At 53.7% G+C, this 19736-nt stretch carries 12 protein-coding genes; 9 read left to right on the forward strand and 3 right to left on the reverse strand.

Features of this window, described 5'->3' with window-relative positions; all coding sequences use genetic code 11:
* Positions 1-205: 205 nt before the first annotated feature.
* Complete coding sequence (locus tag R3C20_00560; GenBank protein ID MEZ6038963.1) at positions 206-1933, forward strand: redoxin domain-containing protein; 1728 nt, start codon at positions 206-208, stop codon at positions 1931-1933.
* On the opposite strand, the gene R3C20_00565 is transcribed toward R3C20_00560, so the two are convergent.
* Positions 1902-3392, reverse strand: a complete 1491-nt coding sequence (locus tag R3C20_00565; protein MEZ6038964.1) for a sulfatase — start codon at positions 3390-3392, stop codon at positions 1902-1904. The two genes, R3C20_00560 and R3C20_00565, sit on opposite strands and share 32 nt — an antisense overlap.
* Positions 3393-3617: 225 nt before the next feature.
* Between R3C20_00565 and R3C20_00570 the strand changes: the two genes are divergently transcribed.
* Positions 3618-6194 carry a PSD1 and planctomycete cytochrome C domain-containing protein gene (locus R3C20_00570; protein MEZ6038965.1) on the forward strand — a complete coding sequence of 859 codons (2577 nt, stop codon included), beginning with the start codon at positions 3618-3620 and terminating at the stop codon, positions 6192-6194.
* An 88-nt stretch (positions 6195-6282) separates the two neighbouring features.
* On the forward strand, positions 6283-7680 hold the full coding sequence (locus tag R3C20_00575) for a DUF1501 domain-containing protein (GenBank protein MEZ6038966.1): 1398 nt from the start codon (positions 6283-6285) through the stop codon (positions 7678-7680).
* 36 nt (positions 7681-7716) lie between these two features.
* Here the strand turns inward: R3C20_00575 and R3C20_00580 are convergent, their stop codons facing one another.
* Positions 7717-8565 carry an alpha/beta hydrolase gene (locus tag R3C20_00580; GenBank protein ID MEZ6038967.1) on the reverse strand — a complete coding sequence of 283 codons (849 nt, stop codon included), beginning with the start codon at positions 8563-8565 and terminating at the stop codon, positions 7717-7719.
* Between the two features lie 242 nt (positions 8566-8807).
* Here R3C20_00580 and R3C20_00585 point away from each other — a divergent pair, with 242 nt between their 5' ends.
* The 3 genes from R3C20_00585 to rho all read left to right on the forward strand — a co-directional run bounded on the left by R3C20_00585 (position 8808) and on the right by rho (position 14054).
* Positions 8808-10241 (forward strand): anthranilate synthase component I family protein, encoded by a 1434-nt coding sequence (locus R3C20_00585; GenBank protein MEZ6038968.1) that lies wholly within the window; start codon positions 8808-8810, stop codon positions 10239-10241.
* A gap of 237 nt (positions 10242-10478) precedes the next feature.
* On the forward strand, positions 10479-11381 hold the full coding sequence (locus R3C20_00590) for a thioredoxin family protein (GenBank protein MEZ6038969.1): 903 nt from the start codon (positions 10479-10481) through the stop codon (positions 11379-11381).
* A gap of 780 nt (positions 11382-12161) precedes the next feature.
* A complete protein-coding gene (rho, locus tag R3C20_00595; protein ID MEZ6038970.1) occupies positions 12162-14054 on the forward strand; it encodes a transcription termination factor Rho in 1893 nt (630 codons plus the stop codon).
* Positions 14055-14164: 110 nt separating this feature from the next.
* Here the strand turns inward: rho and tgt are convergent, their stop codons facing one another.
* Positions 14165-15406 carry a tRNA guanosine(34) transglycosylase Tgt gene (gene tgt / locus R3C20_00600; GenBank protein MEZ6038971.1) on the reverse strand — a complete coding sequence of 414 codons (1242 nt, stop codon included), beginning with the start codon at positions 15404-15406 and terminating at the stop codon, positions 14165-14167.
* Between the two features lie 271 nt (positions 15407-15677).
* Between tgt and R3C20_00605 the strand changes: the two genes are divergently transcribed.
* The 3 genes from R3C20_00605 (at position 15678) to R3C20_00615 (ending at position 19664) form a co-directional block, all read left to right on the forward strand.
* Entirely contained in the window at positions 15678-16979 is a 1302-nt protein-coding gene (locus tag R3C20_00605) for an adenylosuccinate synthase (GenBank protein ID MEZ6038972.1), read from the forward strand.
* A 554-nt stretch (positions 16980-17533) separates the two neighbouring features.
* Complete coding sequence (locus R3C20_00610; protein ID MEZ6038973.1) at positions 17534-17989, forward strand: LuxR C-terminal-related transcriptional regulator; 456 nt, start codon at positions 17534-17536, stop codon at positions 17987-17989.
* Between the two features lie 325 nt (positions 17990-18314).
* Positions 18315-19664 carry a protein phosphatase 2C domain-containing protein gene (locus tag R3C20_00615; protein MEZ6038974.1) on the forward strand — a complete coding sequence of 450 codons (1350 nt, stop codon included), beginning with the start codon at positions 18315-18317 and terminating at the stop codon, positions 19662-19664.
* Positions 19665-19736: the final 72 nt, after the last annotated feature.

The following is a 19736-nucleotide window of genomic DNA, read 5'->3' on the forward strand; positions in this document are numbered from 1 at the left end:
CTATTTCTGGTAGAGGTTAAAAGACAGTTCGCCATAAACGCCGTCTTTCTGCTTCAGGTACCTTTCACGACTCTGACTGTTCGGGCTGTGGTTTCGATTCGCGGCCAGTGGTCCTGAATGTTCCTGCAATTTCGAGTAAGGGCACGGCCGTTTGGTGGACTCAGTCAACACTCTTCTTTGTGGTAAATTCTCTGGACTCAAGCTGATGAATCGTCTTTCTCTTGTTTCGCTGAGTGTCATTTTCTGTGTCTTCATCGTGAATGCAGACGCCGTCAAATGCGATTTCAGGGACACGCTCGCGTCGCTTGAACTGCGAGACAGCCGTGGAACCGTTCGCACAGCACGTGAATTGCCGGAGTCCGGGTTTGTCGTGATTGCGTTTCTGGGCACAGAGTGTCCTCTGGCTAAACTCTACGGCCCCCGTCTGCAGCAGCTGGCGGAGCAGTTCTCGGGGAAGGCGGTCTTCGTGGGAGTTTGTTCAAATATCCAGGACAGCCCGAAAGAGGTCACCATTTATGCCGATAGAGCTGGTATTCAGTTCCCGATTCTGATGGATCCAAAACAGCAACTGGCAGACCTTCTGCAGGCCACACGAACACCTGAAGTTGTGGTCCTGGATCAAACACGAAGAGTCGTATACAGAGGTCGGATTGATGATCAATTTGGAATTAGTGTGGCCCGTCAGTCGCCAGCCAAAGAGGACCTCAAAGACGCTTTAGTCAGCCTGGTCGCAGGTGGGCTGCCTGAAATTGCAGAGACCCAGCCAGTAGGGTGCCTGATTGGACGAAGCCGACGTTCGCAGCCGCACGGCCCGGTGAATTACAGCAAGCATGTTGCTCCTGTTCTGAACAAGCGTTGTGTTGAGTGTCATCGCAGTGGCGAGATTGCCCCGTTTCCGCTCACCAGTTATCAGGAAACGGTGGGATGGGAGGCAATGATCGCGGAAGTAATTAATGAAGGCCGGATGCCACCCTGGAATGCCAATCCGGAGTTTGGGCACTTTCGGAATGACTCGCGACTTTCCGCCGATGAGAAGCAGACACTTCTGACATGGATTGAAAACGGTTGTCCTGAAGGAAATCCCGAGGATCTTCCGCCGACCCCGAACTTTGCCAGCGGATGGAGAATGCCGGAACCAGATCAGGTGATTCCGGTTCGCAAAGAGCCTTTCACCGTTCCTGCGACTGGTGTTGTCGACTACCAGTATTTTGAAGTGGATCTTAACTTCACAGAAGATAAGTACGTCGTTGCCGCAGAGGCTCGGCCAGGAAACCCGTCAGTCGTGCACCATATCATCGCATTTCTGAAGGTACCTGGTCAGAAAGATATCAGTCTGGGACGAATGCTGATCGGCTACGCGCCGGGAACGAGTCCGCTGATTTTTCCCGAGGGTACGGCAATGAAGGTGCCTGCAGGATCCAAAATTCTGTTCGAAATGCATTACACACCAAATGGGACGGAACAAACGGATCTCAGCTACATCGGGGTCAGGTTCACGGATGCTGACCATGTGAAACAGGAGGTCGTCGGGCTTGAAGCCCTGAACAGCAAGTTCCGGATTCCAGCGGGTGATTCGGACTACCAGGTTCGAGCGAATGAGAATATTTCAGAAGATGTTTCGCTGTTGTCTTTGACGCCTCATATGCATCTTCGCGGCAAGTCTTTTCGGTACGAAGCGCGATACCCGGATGGATCCAGAGAAGTGCTGCTTGATGTGCCGGAATACGATTTTAACTGGCAGTTACGTTATGAGTTCGCCGAGCCCAAAGCGATTCCCCGGGGAACCGTTATCGAATGCGTGGCAACCTTTGATAATTCAAAGATGAACCCCAACAACCCGGATCCCGGAAAGGTCATTGGCTGGGGACAACAAAGCAACGACGAAATGATGATCGGCTTCATTACGGCAGTTCGGCAATCAGCTCGGAAATAATCTCCGGGTGTTGTATGGCCACATTGGTGGATTCATTGGGATCGGACTGCATGTCAAAAAGTTCAAACGCATCTGCCGTTTGAGCTTTTGTATCGCGCCCTGGGTGAACAATTAATCTCCACCTTTCCGTTCGAATCGATCTCCTGTTGCCCGTCCAGAAAGCAAACGCCGGACGTTCCCATGGATGTTGTGGATCAGTCAGTAATGGTCTCAGTGACTGACCATCCAATTCAGCAGGCTTTGGTAATCCACAAAGGTCTGTCAGTGTTGGAAATACATCGACTGTCTGGACGATCGACTCAGAAATTTCGCCAGCCTTCTGAAGGCCGGGCAGGCGGATCATCAATGGAGACCGAACAGCGTTTTCGTACAGGCAATGTTTACCCCAAATTGCGTGTTCGCCCAGTAGGAATCCATGATCGCTCCAGATGACGACAATCGTTTTTCGATGTGGGTCCACCTGATCGAGTTTCGAAAGCAGACGCCCCACCTGTGCATCCACATAGCTGACTGCAGCGGCATATCCATGTCGTAAAGTCTTTGCATATTCAGCGTCCGATGCGGGGTCCCGATGCGTAATCTGCCCATTGACATCTTCGTAGTCGTGTCCATAGTTCCCTCGAAATTCACCGCTGTTGTGCCAGCCGGAGATCCCCTCAGGTTTCGTTGTCACGGCGGGGGCAGCCAGGTTGTCGGCATCATGCAGATCCCACCATCGTTTCGGGGCAGCGAATGGAAGGTGCGGTTTGAAGAAACCCACAGCGAAGAACCACGGCTGTTCTCCTGACTGAAGTTCGTCCAGAGTCTGGATGGCATCCCCGGCAACCCAGGCATCAGGATAAGCTTCGTCAGGACCATCAAATGCTTCAAAGGGGTGGGATTTTCCGGGGCGTCTTGCCAGCCCATTCCCGTAACCGTGCATCATCGCCTGAGAATGGGGCCAAGGTGAGTTCGGGATCCATGATCGTTCCCAGACGCCGGGCATTTCCTGAGGACCTTCATTCCAGTCCTTTCCGGTCAGATTGCCCGGATAGTGAGAAATCTTTCCAATTGACAGCGTCCGGTAATCATTCTGCTGAAACCATCCCGGAAGACTCCGCCGTATCCAGTCTTTCTGGGTCTGTTTAATTGCGTTATTGCTGAGATGCACGGCGTGTTTGGGATACTGTCCCCGAAGCAGCGCACATCGGGAAGCACCGCAGGTAGGTACATGGACGTAGTGGTGGGAAAATACCCGGGCAGTTGCCGCAAAGGCGTCCAGTGATGGTGTTTTGGCATGCGTGATGCCCAGGCAACCGAGGTCGTTTCTCAGGTCATCGATAGCGATGAAAAGTACATTGGGACGCCTGGCAGGCTCGTCATGGGATTCTTTCTCGGCCGCCGCAACTGAGCCACCAAGTAAAACTCCCAGCAGAAACCATCCGGGCAGCCATACAGAAACACAGGGTTTTTCGTGCATGTTGGGGAGAGCTTTCCAAATGGGAGGGTGAACAGGGCCGTAGAATCTGGTTTCGGGTAGTTTGCTTGTGTCTGCAGCTCAAAAACCCGAACATTAAGCAGTTCCGCGCCCAATGAAAACTGGTATTCTGTACGCGAACGCAGCAGCCCCTGATTCAACGGGGTGAATCGTTTATTCCGGCGAACCTGTTCGCCCTCCCACCTCAATCCTGCCTGAATCACTTCCATGATTGCGATGAACCTCAGCGGCAGTTCAGCCCGATCTCTGTCACGGGCGTTTCTGATTGGCATTTGCGTCTCTGCCATCCCATTCGGCTTTACCGTTGGTGATGAAAAGGCGCTGCCATATTCCGCGGAAGAATTCGAAACGCAGATTCGACCGATACTCGCGACGCAATGTGTGAAGTGTCACGGAGAAGCGAAGCAGGAAGGCGGATTGCGTCTGGATACCCGAGACTGGGTGCTCAAGGGTGGAGAAAGTGGCCCAGCCATCATTCCATCGCATGCCGATCAGAGTCTTCTGATGGAAGCGGTGCGGTATGAGAGCTTTGAAATGCCTCCCAATGGCCCATTGCGCGACAAGCAGATTCGCCAATTGCAGCGGTGGATCGATATGGGAGCCGTCTGGCCAGAGCACAGCGAGCCGGTTCGCGAGGGGCCTTCCGAGATTACGGATGAAGATCGCCAGTGGTGGGCCTTCCAGCCGGTACACCGGCCGGACGTGCCAGCATTTGATGATGACAAATGGTCGTCCAACGAAATCGATAAGTTTGCGCTGGAACGAATGTTGAACCGGAAACTGACGCCGGCTCCACGAGCCTCCGAACAAACTTTGGTCCGACGAGTTTATTTTGACCTGATTGGTCTGCCACCTTCACCAGAAGATCTCTCCGCCTTTACGGCAGCTTCTGCTGCCAAAGGATTCGAGACAGCCTGGAATGAACTTGTTGAACGCTTGCTTGCCGACCAGAGATATGGTGAACATTGGGCTCGCTTCTGGCTCGATGTTGTTCGCTACGCCGAATCGGATGGATGGAATCAGGATGCTTACCGGCCGCATATCTGGCGGTATCGAGATTACGTGATTAATGCCTTCAACAGTGATAAACCCTATCCGGACTTCGTTCGAGAACAGCTTGCTGGTGATGAAATCGGTCAGGATAATCCAGAGCATCTGGCAGCTGTTGGCTTCCTGCGACTTGGTATTTACGAATACAACCAGCGTGACGCCCGCGGACTGTGGAACGACATCATGAACGAGATGACGGATGTCACCGGAGACGCATTTCTTGGTTTGAGTATGGGGTGTGCGAAGTGCCACGATCATAAGTTTGATCCGATCCTTCAGGTTGACTATTACAAGCTGCGGTCGTTTTTTGAGCCTGTGATCTGGCGCGATGATATCGTCGGCGCGACAACGGCTGAAAAACAGGCCTATGCAGCTCAGCTCTCCAGGTGGGAAGAAGCAACCACTTCCATTCGTGCAGAAATTGAAACGTTGGTCAGGCCCTACAATGATCGCAAATGGAAGTCGACTGTTGACAAGTTTCCGCTGGATATTCAAGCCTGCTTCCACAAGCCTGAGAGCGAACGGACTTCCTGGGAGCATCAAATGGCCTACCTGATTTCTCGACAGTTTGAAGAGGAGGGGGGAGGGCCGCTGAAGAGCATGAAGAAGGAGGACAAGGAGAAATACGATGCCCTGAAGAAAGAGCTGGCGGAGTTTGACCACATCCGGCCGAAACCACTTCCGCCATTAATGACAGTGACCGACTTTGACGGAGCAACGGCTCCAACGCTGATTCCGGATTCACCCATCGCCGATCCGGTGGAACCAGGCTACCTGACGGTCATGGCGCCAGCGAATGCTGAATCACTGATACCCGGGATTCCGCCTGTTGGAGACTCAACCGGCCGCCGGTCCGAACTCGCGCGGTGGATCAGCAGTCCTGATAATCCCCTGACCATGCGGGTCATTGTCAACCGCATCTGGCAACAGCATTTTGGACAGGGGATCGCAGGCACTGCGAATGATTTCGGTAAACTGGGGCTGCAGCCAACTCATCCGGAATTGCTGGACTGGCTGACGCTGGAGTTCGTGGATCATGGTTGCAGCATGAAACATCTGCATCGACTTATTCTTGAATCCGCGACCTGGCAGCAATCGGCTCATCATCCTGATGCCTCACGTCAGCAGGCGATCGATCCCGCGGACAATTTGCTCTGGCGGTCTCGAATCCGTCGCCTGTCAGCAGAACAGATTCGCGACAGTATGTTGACTTGCAGTGGCGAGCTTCAGCATGAATCCGGAGGACCAAGCGTCGATACGAAATCGCCGCGCCGGGCAATTTACGTGAAGAGCTTCCGGAATACTCCTGATGCCTTTATGGCCGCGTTCGACATCGCCAACGGTTTGCAGAGCACGTCAGAACGTACCTCAACAACAACGCCAATTCAGTCTCTGTTGTTGATTAATGGAGACTATCCAATTGGACGTGCGACGAAATTTGCAGAAAGAATTGCCGCAAGCTGTGCGACAGATCAGGAGAGAGTTGTGTCTGCAGTGACAATGGCATGGGGCCGACCACCAACCGACGACGAATTGTCGTATTCACTTGCTTTCATCGATTCGAACTCCGCGACCGAACTTCAGCTCGCTTCGCAGGGGGGAGAAGAATCACAATTATCGACGCGTTCAGGTGAGTCCGGCAGCGGGGACCCGGGATCGGAGAAACCCGACGCTCGACTGATTGACTTTTGCCATATCCTGTTTAATTCCAGCGAATTCCTTTACGTTGATTAGCCGAGCATTCTCGGACATCACGCCAGAACGATCTGTCAGTTATGGCAGGTCTCGCTACACAAGACAAAGAGGCAGTCGGGGCTCCATCATGCAGTTTGTCACAACTCGAAGAGAACTCCTGCAATCCAGCGGCATGGGGTTTGGGGCACTTGCTTTGGACCTGATGGTCGGACAGGACGCTGCATCCGCCGCGGAGCGTCAGATTGCGCACCGAATTGCGCGAGCCAGGAGCGTGATCTGGTGTTTCATGGAAGGCGGGCCCAGTCATCTGGATCTGGTTGACCCCAAACCACTTCTGAACGAATTAGCGGGCCAGCCACTTCCATCAAGTTTTCGTGAACCCATTACTGCCATGGGAGAAAAGGGCGCACCTTTACTGGCGGCCCCTCGTAAATGGACTCAACACGGCGAAAGCGGGATGTGGGCCTCTGAGTGGATACCAAATATCGCGTCGTGTATGGATGATATCGCTGTTATCCGAAGTTGCTGGACGAATGGCATCAACCATGCCGGCGGTGTGTGTCAGATGAATACCTGCATCAATTTTGCCGGACGTCCTTCGCTCGGATCCTGGGTCAATTACGGATTGGGGTCAGCCAATCAGAATCTTCCATCTTTTGTCGTTATCTGCGACAGCAACGGGCGCCCGGTGAATGGAACTCGCAACTGGGGGAGCGGCTTTATGCCTGCGACGTACCAGGGTGTTCAGCTTGCGGGTAACAGTGACGAACCCATCTCGAATCTTCATTCACCAAAAGGTATCACGAAGGAGCAGCAACTTCTGAAACTGGACGTTCTGCAGCGATTCAACAGCAACTACTCAAAGATGCGCCCTCAGCAATCTGAACTGGACGCGCGGCTTCAAAGCTATGAATTAGCGTTTCGAATGCAGGCTCAGGCACCGATTGCGGTCGATTTGCAGTCCGAAACGGCCGAAACCCAGCAACTATACGGCATGAATCAGAAGGAAACTGAAGTCTATGGCCGCAACTGTTTGTTGGCCCGCCGACTTGTCGAACGCGGAGTGCGTTTTGTTCAGCTTTACAACGGGACTGGCAGCAAATGGGACTCGCATGCCGCCATCGAAGCAAATCACTCTCGACTCTGTAAGTCCATGGACCAGCCTGTTGCCGGGTTGATCAAGGACCTCAAACGGCGTGGGCTGCTGGACGAGACCCTCGTGATCTGGGGGGGCGAATTCGGAAGAACTCCGATGAGCGAAAAAGGGAACGGACGCGACCACAATCCAACCGGATTTTCCATTTTCATGGCGGGTGGGGGCGTGAAGGGAGGTCAGACGATTGGTGCGACGGATGATCTTGGACTGTATGCTGTTGATGACAAGATGCATGTCAAAGATATTCATGCATCGATTCTTGGCCTGCTTGGAATTGACAACATGCAGCTGACCTATAACCACAAAGGTCGACCAGAACGCCCGACGATTAACGAAGGAGTGTTCAACAGGAAACTGACAGGAGCCTGATCGCAGCCTCATCGAAAATCACCGTTGATACATCGGTCAAATTGATTCCAGAAACGCAGTGACGTGGTTGATCAGAGCCTGAGTGGCTGCGACGTGAATGACATGTCCAACACCCGAAAGTCTAACGCGGGTCAAGTCCGGTGAAAGCTGTTTGAGCATCGCCGCATCTGCTTCTGTCAGCATGCCCCCTGCTGACAGATCAGCTTGCAACAGCAGAGAAGGGCAATGAAGCGATGAAAAGATGCGGCTGGTATCATAACCCTCCATCCATTTGCCGTCAGAGATCGGTTCGAAGACTCCGGGGTCGACCGAGCGAAGCGACCTGGCTGTGAATCGAAGCTGAACTTCATCGCGGATATCTCCAAGACGTGTGGTTCCGGATGTGGCCGGGTCAAATAATTCAATTTCCGCGAGGTCGGCTGCGACGCTGGAGGTTGACCTTTGGTCACCGGCAAACCGTCCCAGACCGGCAAAGAAACTATGAAGGATATTTCCCGAGATTTCCGGGCCCATCGTGTTCATTGGCGGATCTTCCATGATCACAGCTTTCGCGGTACCCCCGATGGCGGCGGCTGTTGCGGCTGCAACCATCGCACCCAGCGAATGGCCGTAGATGACAACCGGTTCTTCAAACGTTGTGGCAATCAAATCAATAATGTCACTGGTGTAATCCATGATTCTGTAGTGGGTGGACCTGGAAGATCCTCCATGGCCTCGGAAATCCACCGCGTAGACATCCCATCGCGCTGCCAGTGCATTCATTAAAGGAAGAAATGTCTGCCAGCGTCTGGTTACTCCATGCAGCATCAATAGTGGTGGTCGTCCGGATATCAGTTTTGCCATGTTGAATGAGAGCCCATTGGCAGCAACTTTCAGTTCGTGCATTCTTTGCCTCCAGTATTCCACCCATTTGCCGGTTCAGTTCTTGACTGCGTGCAGCGTATTCGGATTGGTTGTGAGGAGAAAGCCCTGTGTCTGATGAAACAGCATGAGGTTGCCTGTCATGGTCATGGCGTCGTGCAATCAGGAAATGAGGTTCTGTTCACTGTTCGATTAGTCAGAACTCAGTTGAAATTTGCTAAGCTGATGCGTCCAGACAGCATCTTTTCCAGATGGGTACAACATTCGTGTCACGGTCTTTCATAAAGTCGGAACTCTCAGCAGAATTTTCCGTGGAAGAGGCTATTCGCCGTTTTGGCGACGTGCCATTCCTGGTGCTGCTGGATAGCGCATCGCAAATACGAGCCCGTGACGCTCGCTATACCTTTCTGACTGGCGATCCTGTCGAAACTCTTCGATTGGAGTCTGTTCAGTACGGCGACGATGTCTTTACGCGACTCAGAGGCTGGCAATCGCGGCTGCCGGAAACCACTGATGAGACGTTGCCACCATTCTGCGGTGGAATCGCCGGTTTCCTCTCGTATGAATTCGGTGAAGCCTTTGAACATCTTCCTCGTCCCGCCATCGATGACTTCCAAACACCTCCGCTTGTCGCGGGTCTGTTTGACTGGTGTCTTTGCTGGGACCATATTCGCAAATCGATAACGATTTACGTGCTGGCGATCCGGAATCCGGAATCAGGTCGTTCTGATCCGGATGAAAGGGAGTTGGAATCACGTATGGAATGGGTCCGAGAGCGATTGATGTCGGGTCACCGTGCTGCGATTCCATTGCCGCCAGTTTTGAAGAGCATCAGGAGCCCTGCGCCGCGACATGAGATCCAGCCGAGTGTCTGGTCCAGCTTCGAGCCGGAACAGTACTTACGCGCCGTCAGTCGTGTTGTCGAGTACATCGGCGCCGGAGATATCTTTCAGGCGAACTTATCTCAGCGGTTGACAGCAAAGTGGGAGGGGAATGCGATCGAGTTATATTCACGCATCCGTACAATGAATCCCGCACCTTTCTGCGGCCTTTTCATTCAGCCGGATTTTGCCATTGTGAGCGCATCTCCGGAACGCTTCCTGAAGATTTCAAACGGTCGTCATGTTGAAACCCGTCCCATCAAGGGGACCCGTCGCCGGCAGCAGTCACCGATTGCAGATCTGTTTACATCGGACGAATTGACGAGCAGCGAAAAAGATCGGGCCGAGAACGTCATGATTGTTGATCTGCTGCGCAATGATTTATCCCGGTCGTGTCGCCCGGGTAGTGTTCGGGTTACGGGGCTTTGCGAGGTTGAACGATTTGAAACGGTCCAGCATCTGGTTTCGACCGTTGTGGGGGAACTGCGACCGGAATGCGATGTCTGGGATTTGATTGCCGGTTGTTTCCCGGGGGGATCAATCACTGGCGCGCCGAAGATCAGAGCCATGCAGATCATTGCAGAATTGGAGCCAACTGTCCGCGGAGCCTACTGTGGTAGTTTGTTCTGCGTGGGACCGCGCGGTGATCTGGACAGCAGCCTGCTAATCAGAACGTTCACATTGAAGAACGGTCTGGTCCAGTTTCCAGTCGGCGGCGGAATTGTAGCGGATTCGCAACCTCATGATGAATACCTCGAGACGCTGCATAAGGCGTCGGGAATGTTGCGATCGTTAACTGCGGCTTCATCTGAGCGTTAGTGTCGCCTGATCCCTCATACCTCCGGTGTGATTGAATGCAATAACCGGCAGGGATTGCCAAAGCAGTAAGCTCGGTTTGTTCGGAAGATGACGTCCTGAATTGCAGGAATCATTCTCAAAGCCACTGTTCGTTCCTGCGGCGCCTGCGAGCACGTTGCAAATTCCGCCGATAGCTCAGTCAGTCTCACTCGCTTACACCACCGCGCCGTGCGCGAATGATGGCCACGGGAGAAACGGATGATCCGTACTTTAGTTTTCGCAGCAGTTATCACGTGTTTCGCTGACGTTCCGGTACAGGCCCAGCATACGGGTTGGTATCCGGACTTTGAGTCGGCCCGACAATTGGCACTTGAGACAAATCAGCCGTTGCTGATTCACTTCAAGTCTCCGTACTGCGGTCCGTGTCTGCAAATGGAGCGGACGGTATTTCGCGATGGGAATATACTGCGGCTGCTGGGGGACGGAATCGTCAGCGTGTCGATTGACATCACGCAGCGTGATGATCTGCGTTTACGCTATGGAGCCGATACGATTCCTCGTGATGTTGCTGTGATGCCCGACGGGCAGGTACGTACGCTGAATATTGGTAAATTGTCGTCGTTCGCATACGGGGACCTGCTTCGTCGACTATCAGAAGACGGGGCTTCTTATCGGAGCAGCATGCAGTTAGCCGCGGCAGAAGAGCCGGATAATGGGGTCTCTGCTTCGGAAACTGTTGAACAGCAGCCGTCTGGTACTGAATCCGAAATGAAGTCACAGCCCCCCGTAGAATTGGTTGGTCTGGAAGGCTTTTGTCCAGTCCGTTTGAATCAGTCGCGGGAATGGGTACCGGGGGACCCGACGATCAATTCGACGTACAAAGGCATTGTCTACTACTTTTCGGATGAAGCTGCGAGAGATCGTTTTGCGGAAGACCCGGTTCGATTTGCTCCCAGTAATCTGGGATGCGATCCCGTTGTGTTGCTGTCTGCTCAGAAAGCTGTCACGGGCAGCATTCGCTACGGCGCATTCTTCGACAACCAGCTGTACCTGTTCAGCAGCCTTGAAAACAAGAATGCGTTCAAGGAATCTCCGCTGAAGTACACTCGAATTCGTCAGGCGATCAGAATCGATCAGATTCAGGGGACGCGTTTTCAGTAGTATTTTGCCGAATATGATGGAAACGAAGGTCTTCCAGGTGAAAAATGTTTTTCTGAACCTGGCAGAGATCGATTGACACAGATTTTCGAACCGTTAATACTAGACTTCGTCAGACCTCAATCGTGGTGCTGATGGTGCTGCAGTCAGATTTGCAGCCTCAAGTTACTTGTGTTGCTCACGGAGCTGCCTGATTGGGCTCCACGCTGTCTGAGCTCACTAAACTCGTTGGTGATTGCCAGTGCTGAATTCTGGCATGATTTCCGATTGGTTTTTTCAGGGTCAGTCAGCAATAGGCAGTTTCGCTTCTCGCCTTCTTCTCAGAACGCGACCCCCGGTGTCTTTTCGAAGTGGTGATTCGAAGAACACGACTACAGATATTTGTACAATCTGGGTCGGCGTGGTGGTTCGTAGTCCAGACAGGCCTGAAGAGCATTCTCCATTTCTGTTCTCTGTCGGGCAACCGCCGGGAACAAAGGCGTTTCGATACATCTCCATCGAGGCCAGGCCCTCAATTTGCAGCGTTGCGTTCCTGTGAGAATCCCGGACGAATGGAAACTGATCTCCGTTCCGGATACCGAGCGTACCTGCCGATCTTTGTTGTCTCCCAATGGCCGATCCGTTCGGCATCTTTTGGTTCCGCATGCAGTTAGTTCCTTTTATACGGTCCGCGATTCCTCGGCTTGCAATGTTGCCGACTCCATCGTGCATGCAGAAGATCTATTCTTTTAGTTGAGTGGCCACGCGTCGCTCCAAATCTGCCGCTTCAGTTAGGTTAAGTCTATGCCCACCAGCAGTTCCGAGTCTTCAGAAGGAACAGCCGCTCGTCCAGCTCGCAAGCGTACGACAGCGCGAAAGAAAACAGCAACTGCCTCAACCCGCACAACGCGTACGCGTAAGGTTGCCGACGATGTTGAAGTGGAAGAAGTCGTCTCTCGCAAACTGAACGATTCTGCCGACGATTTTGGCGATGGGGTCGACAGCGAGGAGGCTCCCGTTCGCAAGCCTCGGAAGGCCGTCCGCAAGTCGACCCGGAAACGCACAGTGGAAGCGGAGCCCGATACGACTGTGGATGTGAAGTCGGATTCAGACGAAGCCCCGTCCGAGGGTGTTCGAAGGCGATCAATAGGCCGGAAGCCGAAGTCGGATTCTGTTTCTGGTGGTGCTGATGATGCACCGGAAGCCGAGTCGAAGTCAGCACCACGGCAAATGGCGTTCTTCAGTACGGATGAAATTGATTTTGGGGATTCGGATGGAGACCGCCCGCCTGCAGCATCCGGTGAAGATGCCGGTGAAGACGGAGATCGCCGTCCCCGCCGCCGTCGTCGTCGTCGCCGTCGCGGCCCGGATCGTGCTGACAGACCCGTCGGAGATAACGGGCAGGTGCCGCGAGGTGGTGCGAGCATCCGCCAGGATCCACCCGGCCAGCGAGGGCGTGGTGGGCGTCGACGCGGCGGGCGAAATGATGAGCGGCCTCGCCGTGGTCCTGACAACCGTCCCGGTCGATCCGGCGTGGGGGGCCCCGGGATGCGACGTTCGCGACCAGTTCAGGCGTCGACTGAGGTGATCGAGGGCACGTTTGAAGGTGTGCTTGAACTTCATCCCAAGGGATACGGTTTTCTACGTGACCCGAAGAAAAACTATGCCGCTGAAGATTCGAACCCGTTCGTTTCCAGTTCAGTTGTCGAAAAATATCAGCTTCGTGAAGGTGTTCTGGTTAAGGGGGAAGTCGGGCAGGGAAGCCGAAATCAGGGGCCTCGACTGAAGGATGTGGAGACCATTGATGGTTTCACCCCGGAAGAGTTCGTCAACGTGAAACACTTTGATGAACTGACTCCAATTAATCCCTTCGAACAAATCAGGCTAGAGACTGGTCCGCGTCCGATCACCATGCGGGTTATGGACCTGCTGTGCCCAATTGGTAAGGGGCAGCGTGCCTTGCTCGTGGCTCCGCCGCGGACGGGCAAAACGATGTTGCTTCAGGATATTGCCAACTCCGTAAGCGAGAATCATCCTGAGATTCATCTGATGGTCCTGCTGATCGACGAGCGTCCGGAAGAAGTAACGGAAATGCGGCGTTATGTGAACGGCGAAGTTATCTCTTCGTCACTCGATAATGACGTCGAAAGTCACATTCGGATCAGTCAGTTGATCATTGAACGTGGTAAGCGATTAGCAGAAGAGGGGAAGGATGTCTTCATTCTGCTGGACAGTATTACTCGACTTGCTCGAGCATTCAACAAGTGGAGCAACACAGGACGGACACAGACCGGTGGTCTTGATATTCGGGCTCTCGATATTCCCAAGAAACTATTCGGCACAGCTCGTCGGTTTGACGAGGGCGGATCGCTGACTGTTTGCGGTACGGCTCTGATTGATACCGGTAGTCGAATGGACGAAGCAATCTTTCAGGAATTCAAAGGCACCGGCAATATGGAGATGGTGCTCAGCCGCGACCTTGCAGACCGTCGGATCTGGCCGGCGATCGACATTGGCCGTTCCGGCACTCGTCGTGAAGAGAAAATCCTCTCTCCTGAGGTTCTTGACGGAACAACCATGCTGCGTCGCAGTTTGATCAGCCTGAGCCCCGTTGAAGCAATGGAACAGCTCATCAAGACGATGGAACGGTTTCCAACGAACGCCGAATTCCTTCAGAAGATTCGAGCGATCCTGTAAGCGAACCCACTGACGATTCCAATTCAAAACAGCAAGGCCGTTTGTTGGCGCCAACAAACGGCCTGGCTATCGTCTTTGTCTTCGTCTTTGAATGCGGGGAGGGAGTTGAGCTACCGCTTTGCCGCAGACGCTGAGGGCAGGTACCTCCGCAGGAAAGATTCCGCCCATTCATCGAAGCGATCTTCTTCAATCGCCAACCGCATCGCCCGCATCAGATCCTGGTAGAAATGCAGGTTGTGCAGGGTGGCGAGGGTGCCGTACAGAGGTTCATCAGCGAACAACAGGTGGCGCAGGTACGCTCGACTGTAGCTGCCGGAACACGCGAGGCATTCGCATGATGTATCGATCGGGTAGCGGTCTTTGCGGTATTTCTTGTCCTGAAGCCGCATTTTGCCATCCCACGTGAACACTGTACCTTCACGAGCGTATCGAGTCGGAATGATGCAGTCATGGATGTCCATCCCCGCACCGACCGATGCGACGAGGTCCTCAGGCAATCCAACTCCCATCAAATAACGCACCTGATTTGATGGCATCAATGGTGCGGTATGTTTGACGACGCGAACCATCGCCTCATGTCCTTCACCCACTGAGACTCCGCCAATTGCGTAGCCGGGCAGATCAAGGGATGTGACCTGCCTTGCAGCCTTGGTACGCAAGTCCAGTTCCATTCCTCCCTGGATGATTCCAAAAAGGTGCTGGTGCGGTTGAAGTGGGCATTGATTGCAGCGTTTCAGCCATCTCAGCGTTCGATCCATTGCCTGAGACATGTAATTGCGTGGCGCCTTATGATCAACGCACTCGTCAAACGCCATCACGATATCTGCCCCAAGTCGACGCTGGATGTCCATCGCGCTTTCGGGCGAAAGAGTCATTCGTTCGCTGTCGCCTTTCCGGCTGGTCCGGAAGCTGAAGGTCACTCCTTCCTCCGTGATTTCACGCTCGGGCAGACTGAAGACCTGAAACCCCCCGGAGTCTGTGAGTATTGTTTGATTCCAACGCATCATATCGTGCAGGCCGCCGAGACGTTCGACGATCTGAGTCCGATCAAGGATCCCCAGGTGGTAGGTATTGGCCAGTACGACCTGCGCGCCAGTCGCGGCGACTTGATCCGGAAGGCAGCACTTCACCGTTGCCTGTGTACCAACTGGCATGAATGCCGGTGTGTCCACAACGCCGTGTGCGGTCACAAAACGTCCTCGCCGCGCGCGATTGCTGGTTGCGAGTAGTTCGAAATGAAGGCCTCCGCCGGGAGTCCACTCGGCCATAACAGATTCCAGTGTTTGTGATTCTCGGTCAGACGGCAATGTTTCGCGTAACGTACAGACGCAGTCTGGCTGTGCAAACGACATTCGCGTCGTTTTGCTTTCTGAGAGTTGTCTGGTCTGGGTTTCTGCAGAATTCGGTGCGGGATCGGCGAATTGGTTGCGCGGCGAGCCGTTGTTTCAAAAGGAATGCATTGATCTCAGGAAATCCGGGCTGTTGGCTTCGGATTTCAGTCATTGAGGGTACAATCGCTTCGCAACACACGTTCCGGACTTCGGTGATTGCCGATGTCCGGTTTCTTTTTGTGTGGATTGTTGAACCCTGCCTACAAACGTTCAGTATTTGCGAGTCGAAATAGTGCCGGCAACATCAGTAATTGGTCTGCAGTGGGGCGATGAAGCCAAAGGAAAAGTTGTTGACCTGCTGACCGAAAAGCACGATATCGTTGTGCGTTATCAGGGTGGCAATAATGCAGGGCACACTGTCAAGTTTGACGGGAAGACCTACAAGCTGAGCCTCCTTCCGACAGGAATTCTGCAGGGGCATGTTAAATCCGTGATCGCTCCGGGCGTTGTCGTCAATCCTATGGCAGTGCTGAAGGAACTTGACGGTCTGATGGCCGGGGGACAGGACGCTTCCGATCGTCTGATGATTAGTGATCGAGCCCATGTGATTTGCCCCTGGCATCTGCTGGAGGAGGCCGCCCTGGAAAAAACTCGTGGCGGCTCCGCAATTGGAACGACGATGCGTGGCATCGGGACATGCTACCGGGAGAAAGTTGGTCGATTTCACGCCATTCGCGTTGGTGATCTGGTCGACCCGGACACATTTGCTGCCCGGGTTCGGGAGATTGTTCCAATCAAACAGATGTTGTTGAATGCTTTCGATCCGGATGGTGAGAAGCTGAACGCGGACGAAATCATTGCTGAGTATTCCGCCGCGGCCGATCGTATCCGGCCCATGGTGGCAGACACGACGGCCTACTTGCTGGACGCTCTGGAATCCGGAAAGCGAATTCTGTTCGAGGGGGCACAGGGGAGTCTGCTGGATGTGGATCACGGGACTTTCCCTTATGTCACATCTTCAAACAGTTCCGGGTGTGGAATTCATAGTGGGAGTGGTGTACCGGAGCGAGCGATTCAAAAAATGATTGGTGTTGTAAAAGCCTACACCACTCGAGTCGGAGGCGGTCCGTTTCCAACGGAGCTTGAGAATGAAATCGGCGATCGCATTCGTAAGGCGGGCAACGAATATGGAACTGTGACGGGTCGTCCTCGTCGTTGCGGATGGCTGGACGCCGTCGCGACCAGGTACAGCGCTCGAATCAGCGGAGTCGACAGCATCGCAATTGCCTTGCTGGATGTACTGAGCGGCTTTGATGAATTGTACATCTGCGAAGCCTACGATATCCGCGGAAACATCACACGGGATCTTCCTTCCCGATGTGAGGACCTCGCTGCGGCCAGGCCCGTACTGCGCCGCATTGATGGATGGAAGGAAGACATCACAGGCGTGACCCGATTCGAGGATCTGCCTGTCGCTGCCCGGAACTACGTGCACGCTGTCTCTGAACTTGTTGGTCGGCCCGTTGAACTGGTGTCTGTCGGCCCGGATCGGGTACAGACCATTCTCCTGACGAGGGACGCCCTGGCAGTATGATGTCGTTCCGTCGGTGCCTGTTGATTGCTTCGTAATCACTGGTTTCCTTGGTGTTCCCTGACGACCGCAATGCTGCCTCCCAAAGGTTGCTGTGTGTTACGGTGACGACTGCGTGGAAGCACTCAGCCATGATTGATTCACCGTAACGCGGGGAAATCATCACTGCTCAGTTTCTCTATGTACATGCGTGAAAACACGCAGAGAGGGTTTTCACGCATCTCATGTGAGAACCACGCAATTTGGTATGTCTGCTCGTCTGTTGCAGGAGTGGTACCTGGAATCATCCAGGGGAACTGCCCTCAAGTTATCGATGTAATGGTTTTCCTCCGTCTCGTTGTGAACCAGGGTTACATTCCGGCCCGAATACACAGGTGTCTGTAAGCGAACCAAACTCAGGCGGCAGGATCCGGCAGTGAGCTCATCACAAGCCCTGGGTGACCGGAACGTGACTCGAATCGTGGATCACTGATTCGCCTGCGGGCAGGTACTCCCCTCAACCTCCTGGTGGTACCAATGCGAACCGCCTGTCATTCATTTGTGGAGACGAATAAGTTATGATCCAGCCCAATTATTCATTTGCCCATGGTTCAGAGTACGCTCGCCCAGGTTATAACACTCCGCCTTCGCAACCAGTTGCCGGCGCAGATCACGGGGATGAAGCGGCGTTCCGGGCGTGGGTCACGCGTCGCGAAACCGCTCGTCAGCAGATTCGAAGACTGTCTCGTCGTGAGTTGCAGGTCGTGACACTTGTTGCTCATGGTTTGGCAAACAAGAGCATCGCCCAGGAACTCGAAATCAGTGTCAAGACGATTGAAAAACACCGAGCAAATGCTGCTCGAAAGCTTGGAGTGAACAGTACTGCTGAACTTGTAAGACTCAGCGTCCTGGCTGACCAGGATTCCGTGATCATCAGAGATCGCGCGCCGATCGAGCATCCGGCCGCTCAGCCACAAATGTCGCATGAAGTCTCAAGGTCAACGATTGATCACCCAGCGCGATTTATCCGCTGAGACGAATGCAGCGGCGGTGTGCGCAAGCCTGCCGATCCGCTGAAGGTGCCCCGATATTTGAAATGAAAGACGTTGCTTCGCCACATTTGGCGGGATAATGCGGCTGACCCCTTTCAGTCAATTGATGTGGTCTGGGATCTGACTACACTGCGAGTCATATTGTCTCTCAGGTCACGTTGAATTTCGGCTGGTGTTCGCAGGTTGGGATTCCCAACGTTAGTCAGACTGCCTGCGGGCTTTGCGATCCTGAGAAGAGATGCCCATAATTCGCTGTATCACCAGTAAGAGCTGAGTGATCGAGAAGCATCTTCCGGATATCTGCACCATGACCGATCAGCCGGTAGTCAAATACGCATCCAGAACGGATGTGGGTATGCGCCGAGCTGTGAATCAGGATTCGGTTGCGGTTCGCCTGTGCTCTGACCTGAAGGAATGGGCCGCTCAGGGGCACCTGTTTGTTGTGGCCGATGGCATGGGAGGGCACTCTGTCGGTGATCTCGCCAGCAGGATAACCACCGATACTTTGCCTGAAGCTTACTCAGGCCTGAAGACAGTGGACTTGATGGAACGGATGCGTTCCGCGGTGCTGGCTGCGAACCAGGCGGTTCATGATCGAGGCCAGCAGAATCCAGAGTATTCAGACATGGGCACCACCTGCAGTGCTCTGAGCCTCTCGCCAAGAGGCCTGATCATTGGTCACATTGGTGACAGCCGGATCTATCGCGTTCGCCACGGTTTGATTGAGCAGCTAACGTTTGATCACAGCCTTCAGTGGGAAATGATCAAAATAGGACGAGCGACATCTGCGACTGTCGATCTCTTTCACCCGCGAAACGTAATTACCCGTTGTGTTGGCCCGGATCCCAATGTCCAGGTTGATCTGGAAGGGCCGTTTTCCGTTCAGCAGGGTGACCGCTACGTCCTTTGCTCCGATGGACTGTCAAATCATGTCTCTGATCAGGAAATAGGTCAGATCGTTTCGTCACTTGACACGAACGATGCTTCCCGGCTGCTGGTGAATCTGGCAAACTGTCGTGGCGGATCTGATAATTCGACGGTCATTGTGATCTCTGTTGAAAATTATCCGGCAATCAGCGGTCCGACAGTCGATCGAACTATTGGATTCCAAGATTCGGATACTTTAGTGCCGATGTCGGTCCGACAGACCAGATCCTGGAAGACTCCGGTGTTCTTCGTTCTGGAGCTCTTCTGCCTGATTGCTGCCGTGGTTGTATACGTCGCCCAAAGGTCCTTTCTGGTTTCCGGACTTCTGATTGCGGCAATGAGTGTGCTGGAAGTTCTTCGTCGAATTCAGAGCAGGAGTGGGCTGCCACCCAGCTCGCATGAATCAGATTCTGAAGAAGGGTTCACGCTGGAGGCAGGTCTGGAACGTCGCGAAGGCGGGCCCGTCGAAATTGCAAACGCCAGTCCGTATCGATTTACAACCGCTGTCATTAATGATGTTCTGCTTGACCAGCTGTCTGAGATTCAGGGTGAACTTGTTCAGGCGGCGCGGGACAGTGGATGGAGCGTGGATTTCGACGAACTGACTCAATTGAGCCGCAGCTCTGTCGCCTCCCAGCAAGCCGGGAAGCTCGACAAGGCGCTGGAGTCCCGTGCTCGCTCCATTGATCTCCTGATGAATGAGCTTTACGCGCGGGCTCGCGCCAGCTGAATACGCGTCATTTCACCGTATGAAGCCGTCGTTGCCAGACACGTATTTTTCACAATCCTGGTTGTCGACTGC

The organism is Planctomycetaceae bacterium, from assembly GCA_041398825.1.
Taxonomy (GTDB): domain Bacteria; phylum Planctomycetota; class Planctomycetia; order Planctomycetales; family Planctomycetaceae; genus F1-80-MAGs062.

What these genes read in the sequence shown, in the direction of transcription:
- tgt (MEZ6038971.1), bottom strand. Translation starts at nt 15,406, where the DNA reads ATGTCGTTTGCACAGCCAGACTGCGTCTGTACGTTACGCGAAACATTG.
- R3C20_00570 (MEZ6038965.1), top strand. Translation starts at nt 3,618, where the DNA reads ATGATTGCGATGAACCTCAGCGGCAGTTCAGCCCGATCTCTGTCACGG.
- R3C20_00590 (MEZ6038969.1), top strand. Translation starts at nt 10,479, where the DNA reads ATGATCCGTACTTTAGTTTTCGCAGCAGTTATCACGTGTTTCGCTGAC.
- R3C20_00610 (MEZ6038973.1), top strand. Translation starts at nt 17,534, where the DNA reads ATGATCCAGCCCAATTATTCATTTGCCCATGGTTCAGAGTACGCTCGC.
- R3C20_00615 (MEZ6038974.1), top strand. Translation starts at nt 18,315, where the DNA reads ATGACCGATCAGCCGGTAGTCAAATACGCATCCAGAACGGATGTGGGT.
- rho (MEZ6038970.1), top strand. Translation starts at nt 12,162, where the DNA reads ATGCCCACCAGCAGTTCCGAGTCTTCAGAAGGAACAGCCGCTCGTCCA.
- R3C20_00575 (MEZ6038966.1), top strand. Translation starts at nt 6,283, where the DNA reads ATGCAGTTTGTCACAACTCGAAGAGAACTCCTGCAATCCAGCGGCATG.
- R3C20_00565 (MEZ6038964.1), bottom strand. Translation starts at nt 3,392, where the DNA reads ATGCACGAAAAACCCTGTGTTTCTGTATGGCTGCCCGGATGGTTTCTG.
- R3C20_00560 (MEZ6038963.1), top strand. Translation starts at nt 206, where the DNA reads ATGAATCGTCTTTCTCTTGTTTCGCTGAGTGTCATTTTCTGTGTCTTC.
- R3C20_00580 (MEZ6038967.1), bottom strand. Translation starts at nt 8,565, where the DNA reads ATGCACGAACTGAAAGTTGCTGCCAATGGGCTCTCATTCAACATGGCA.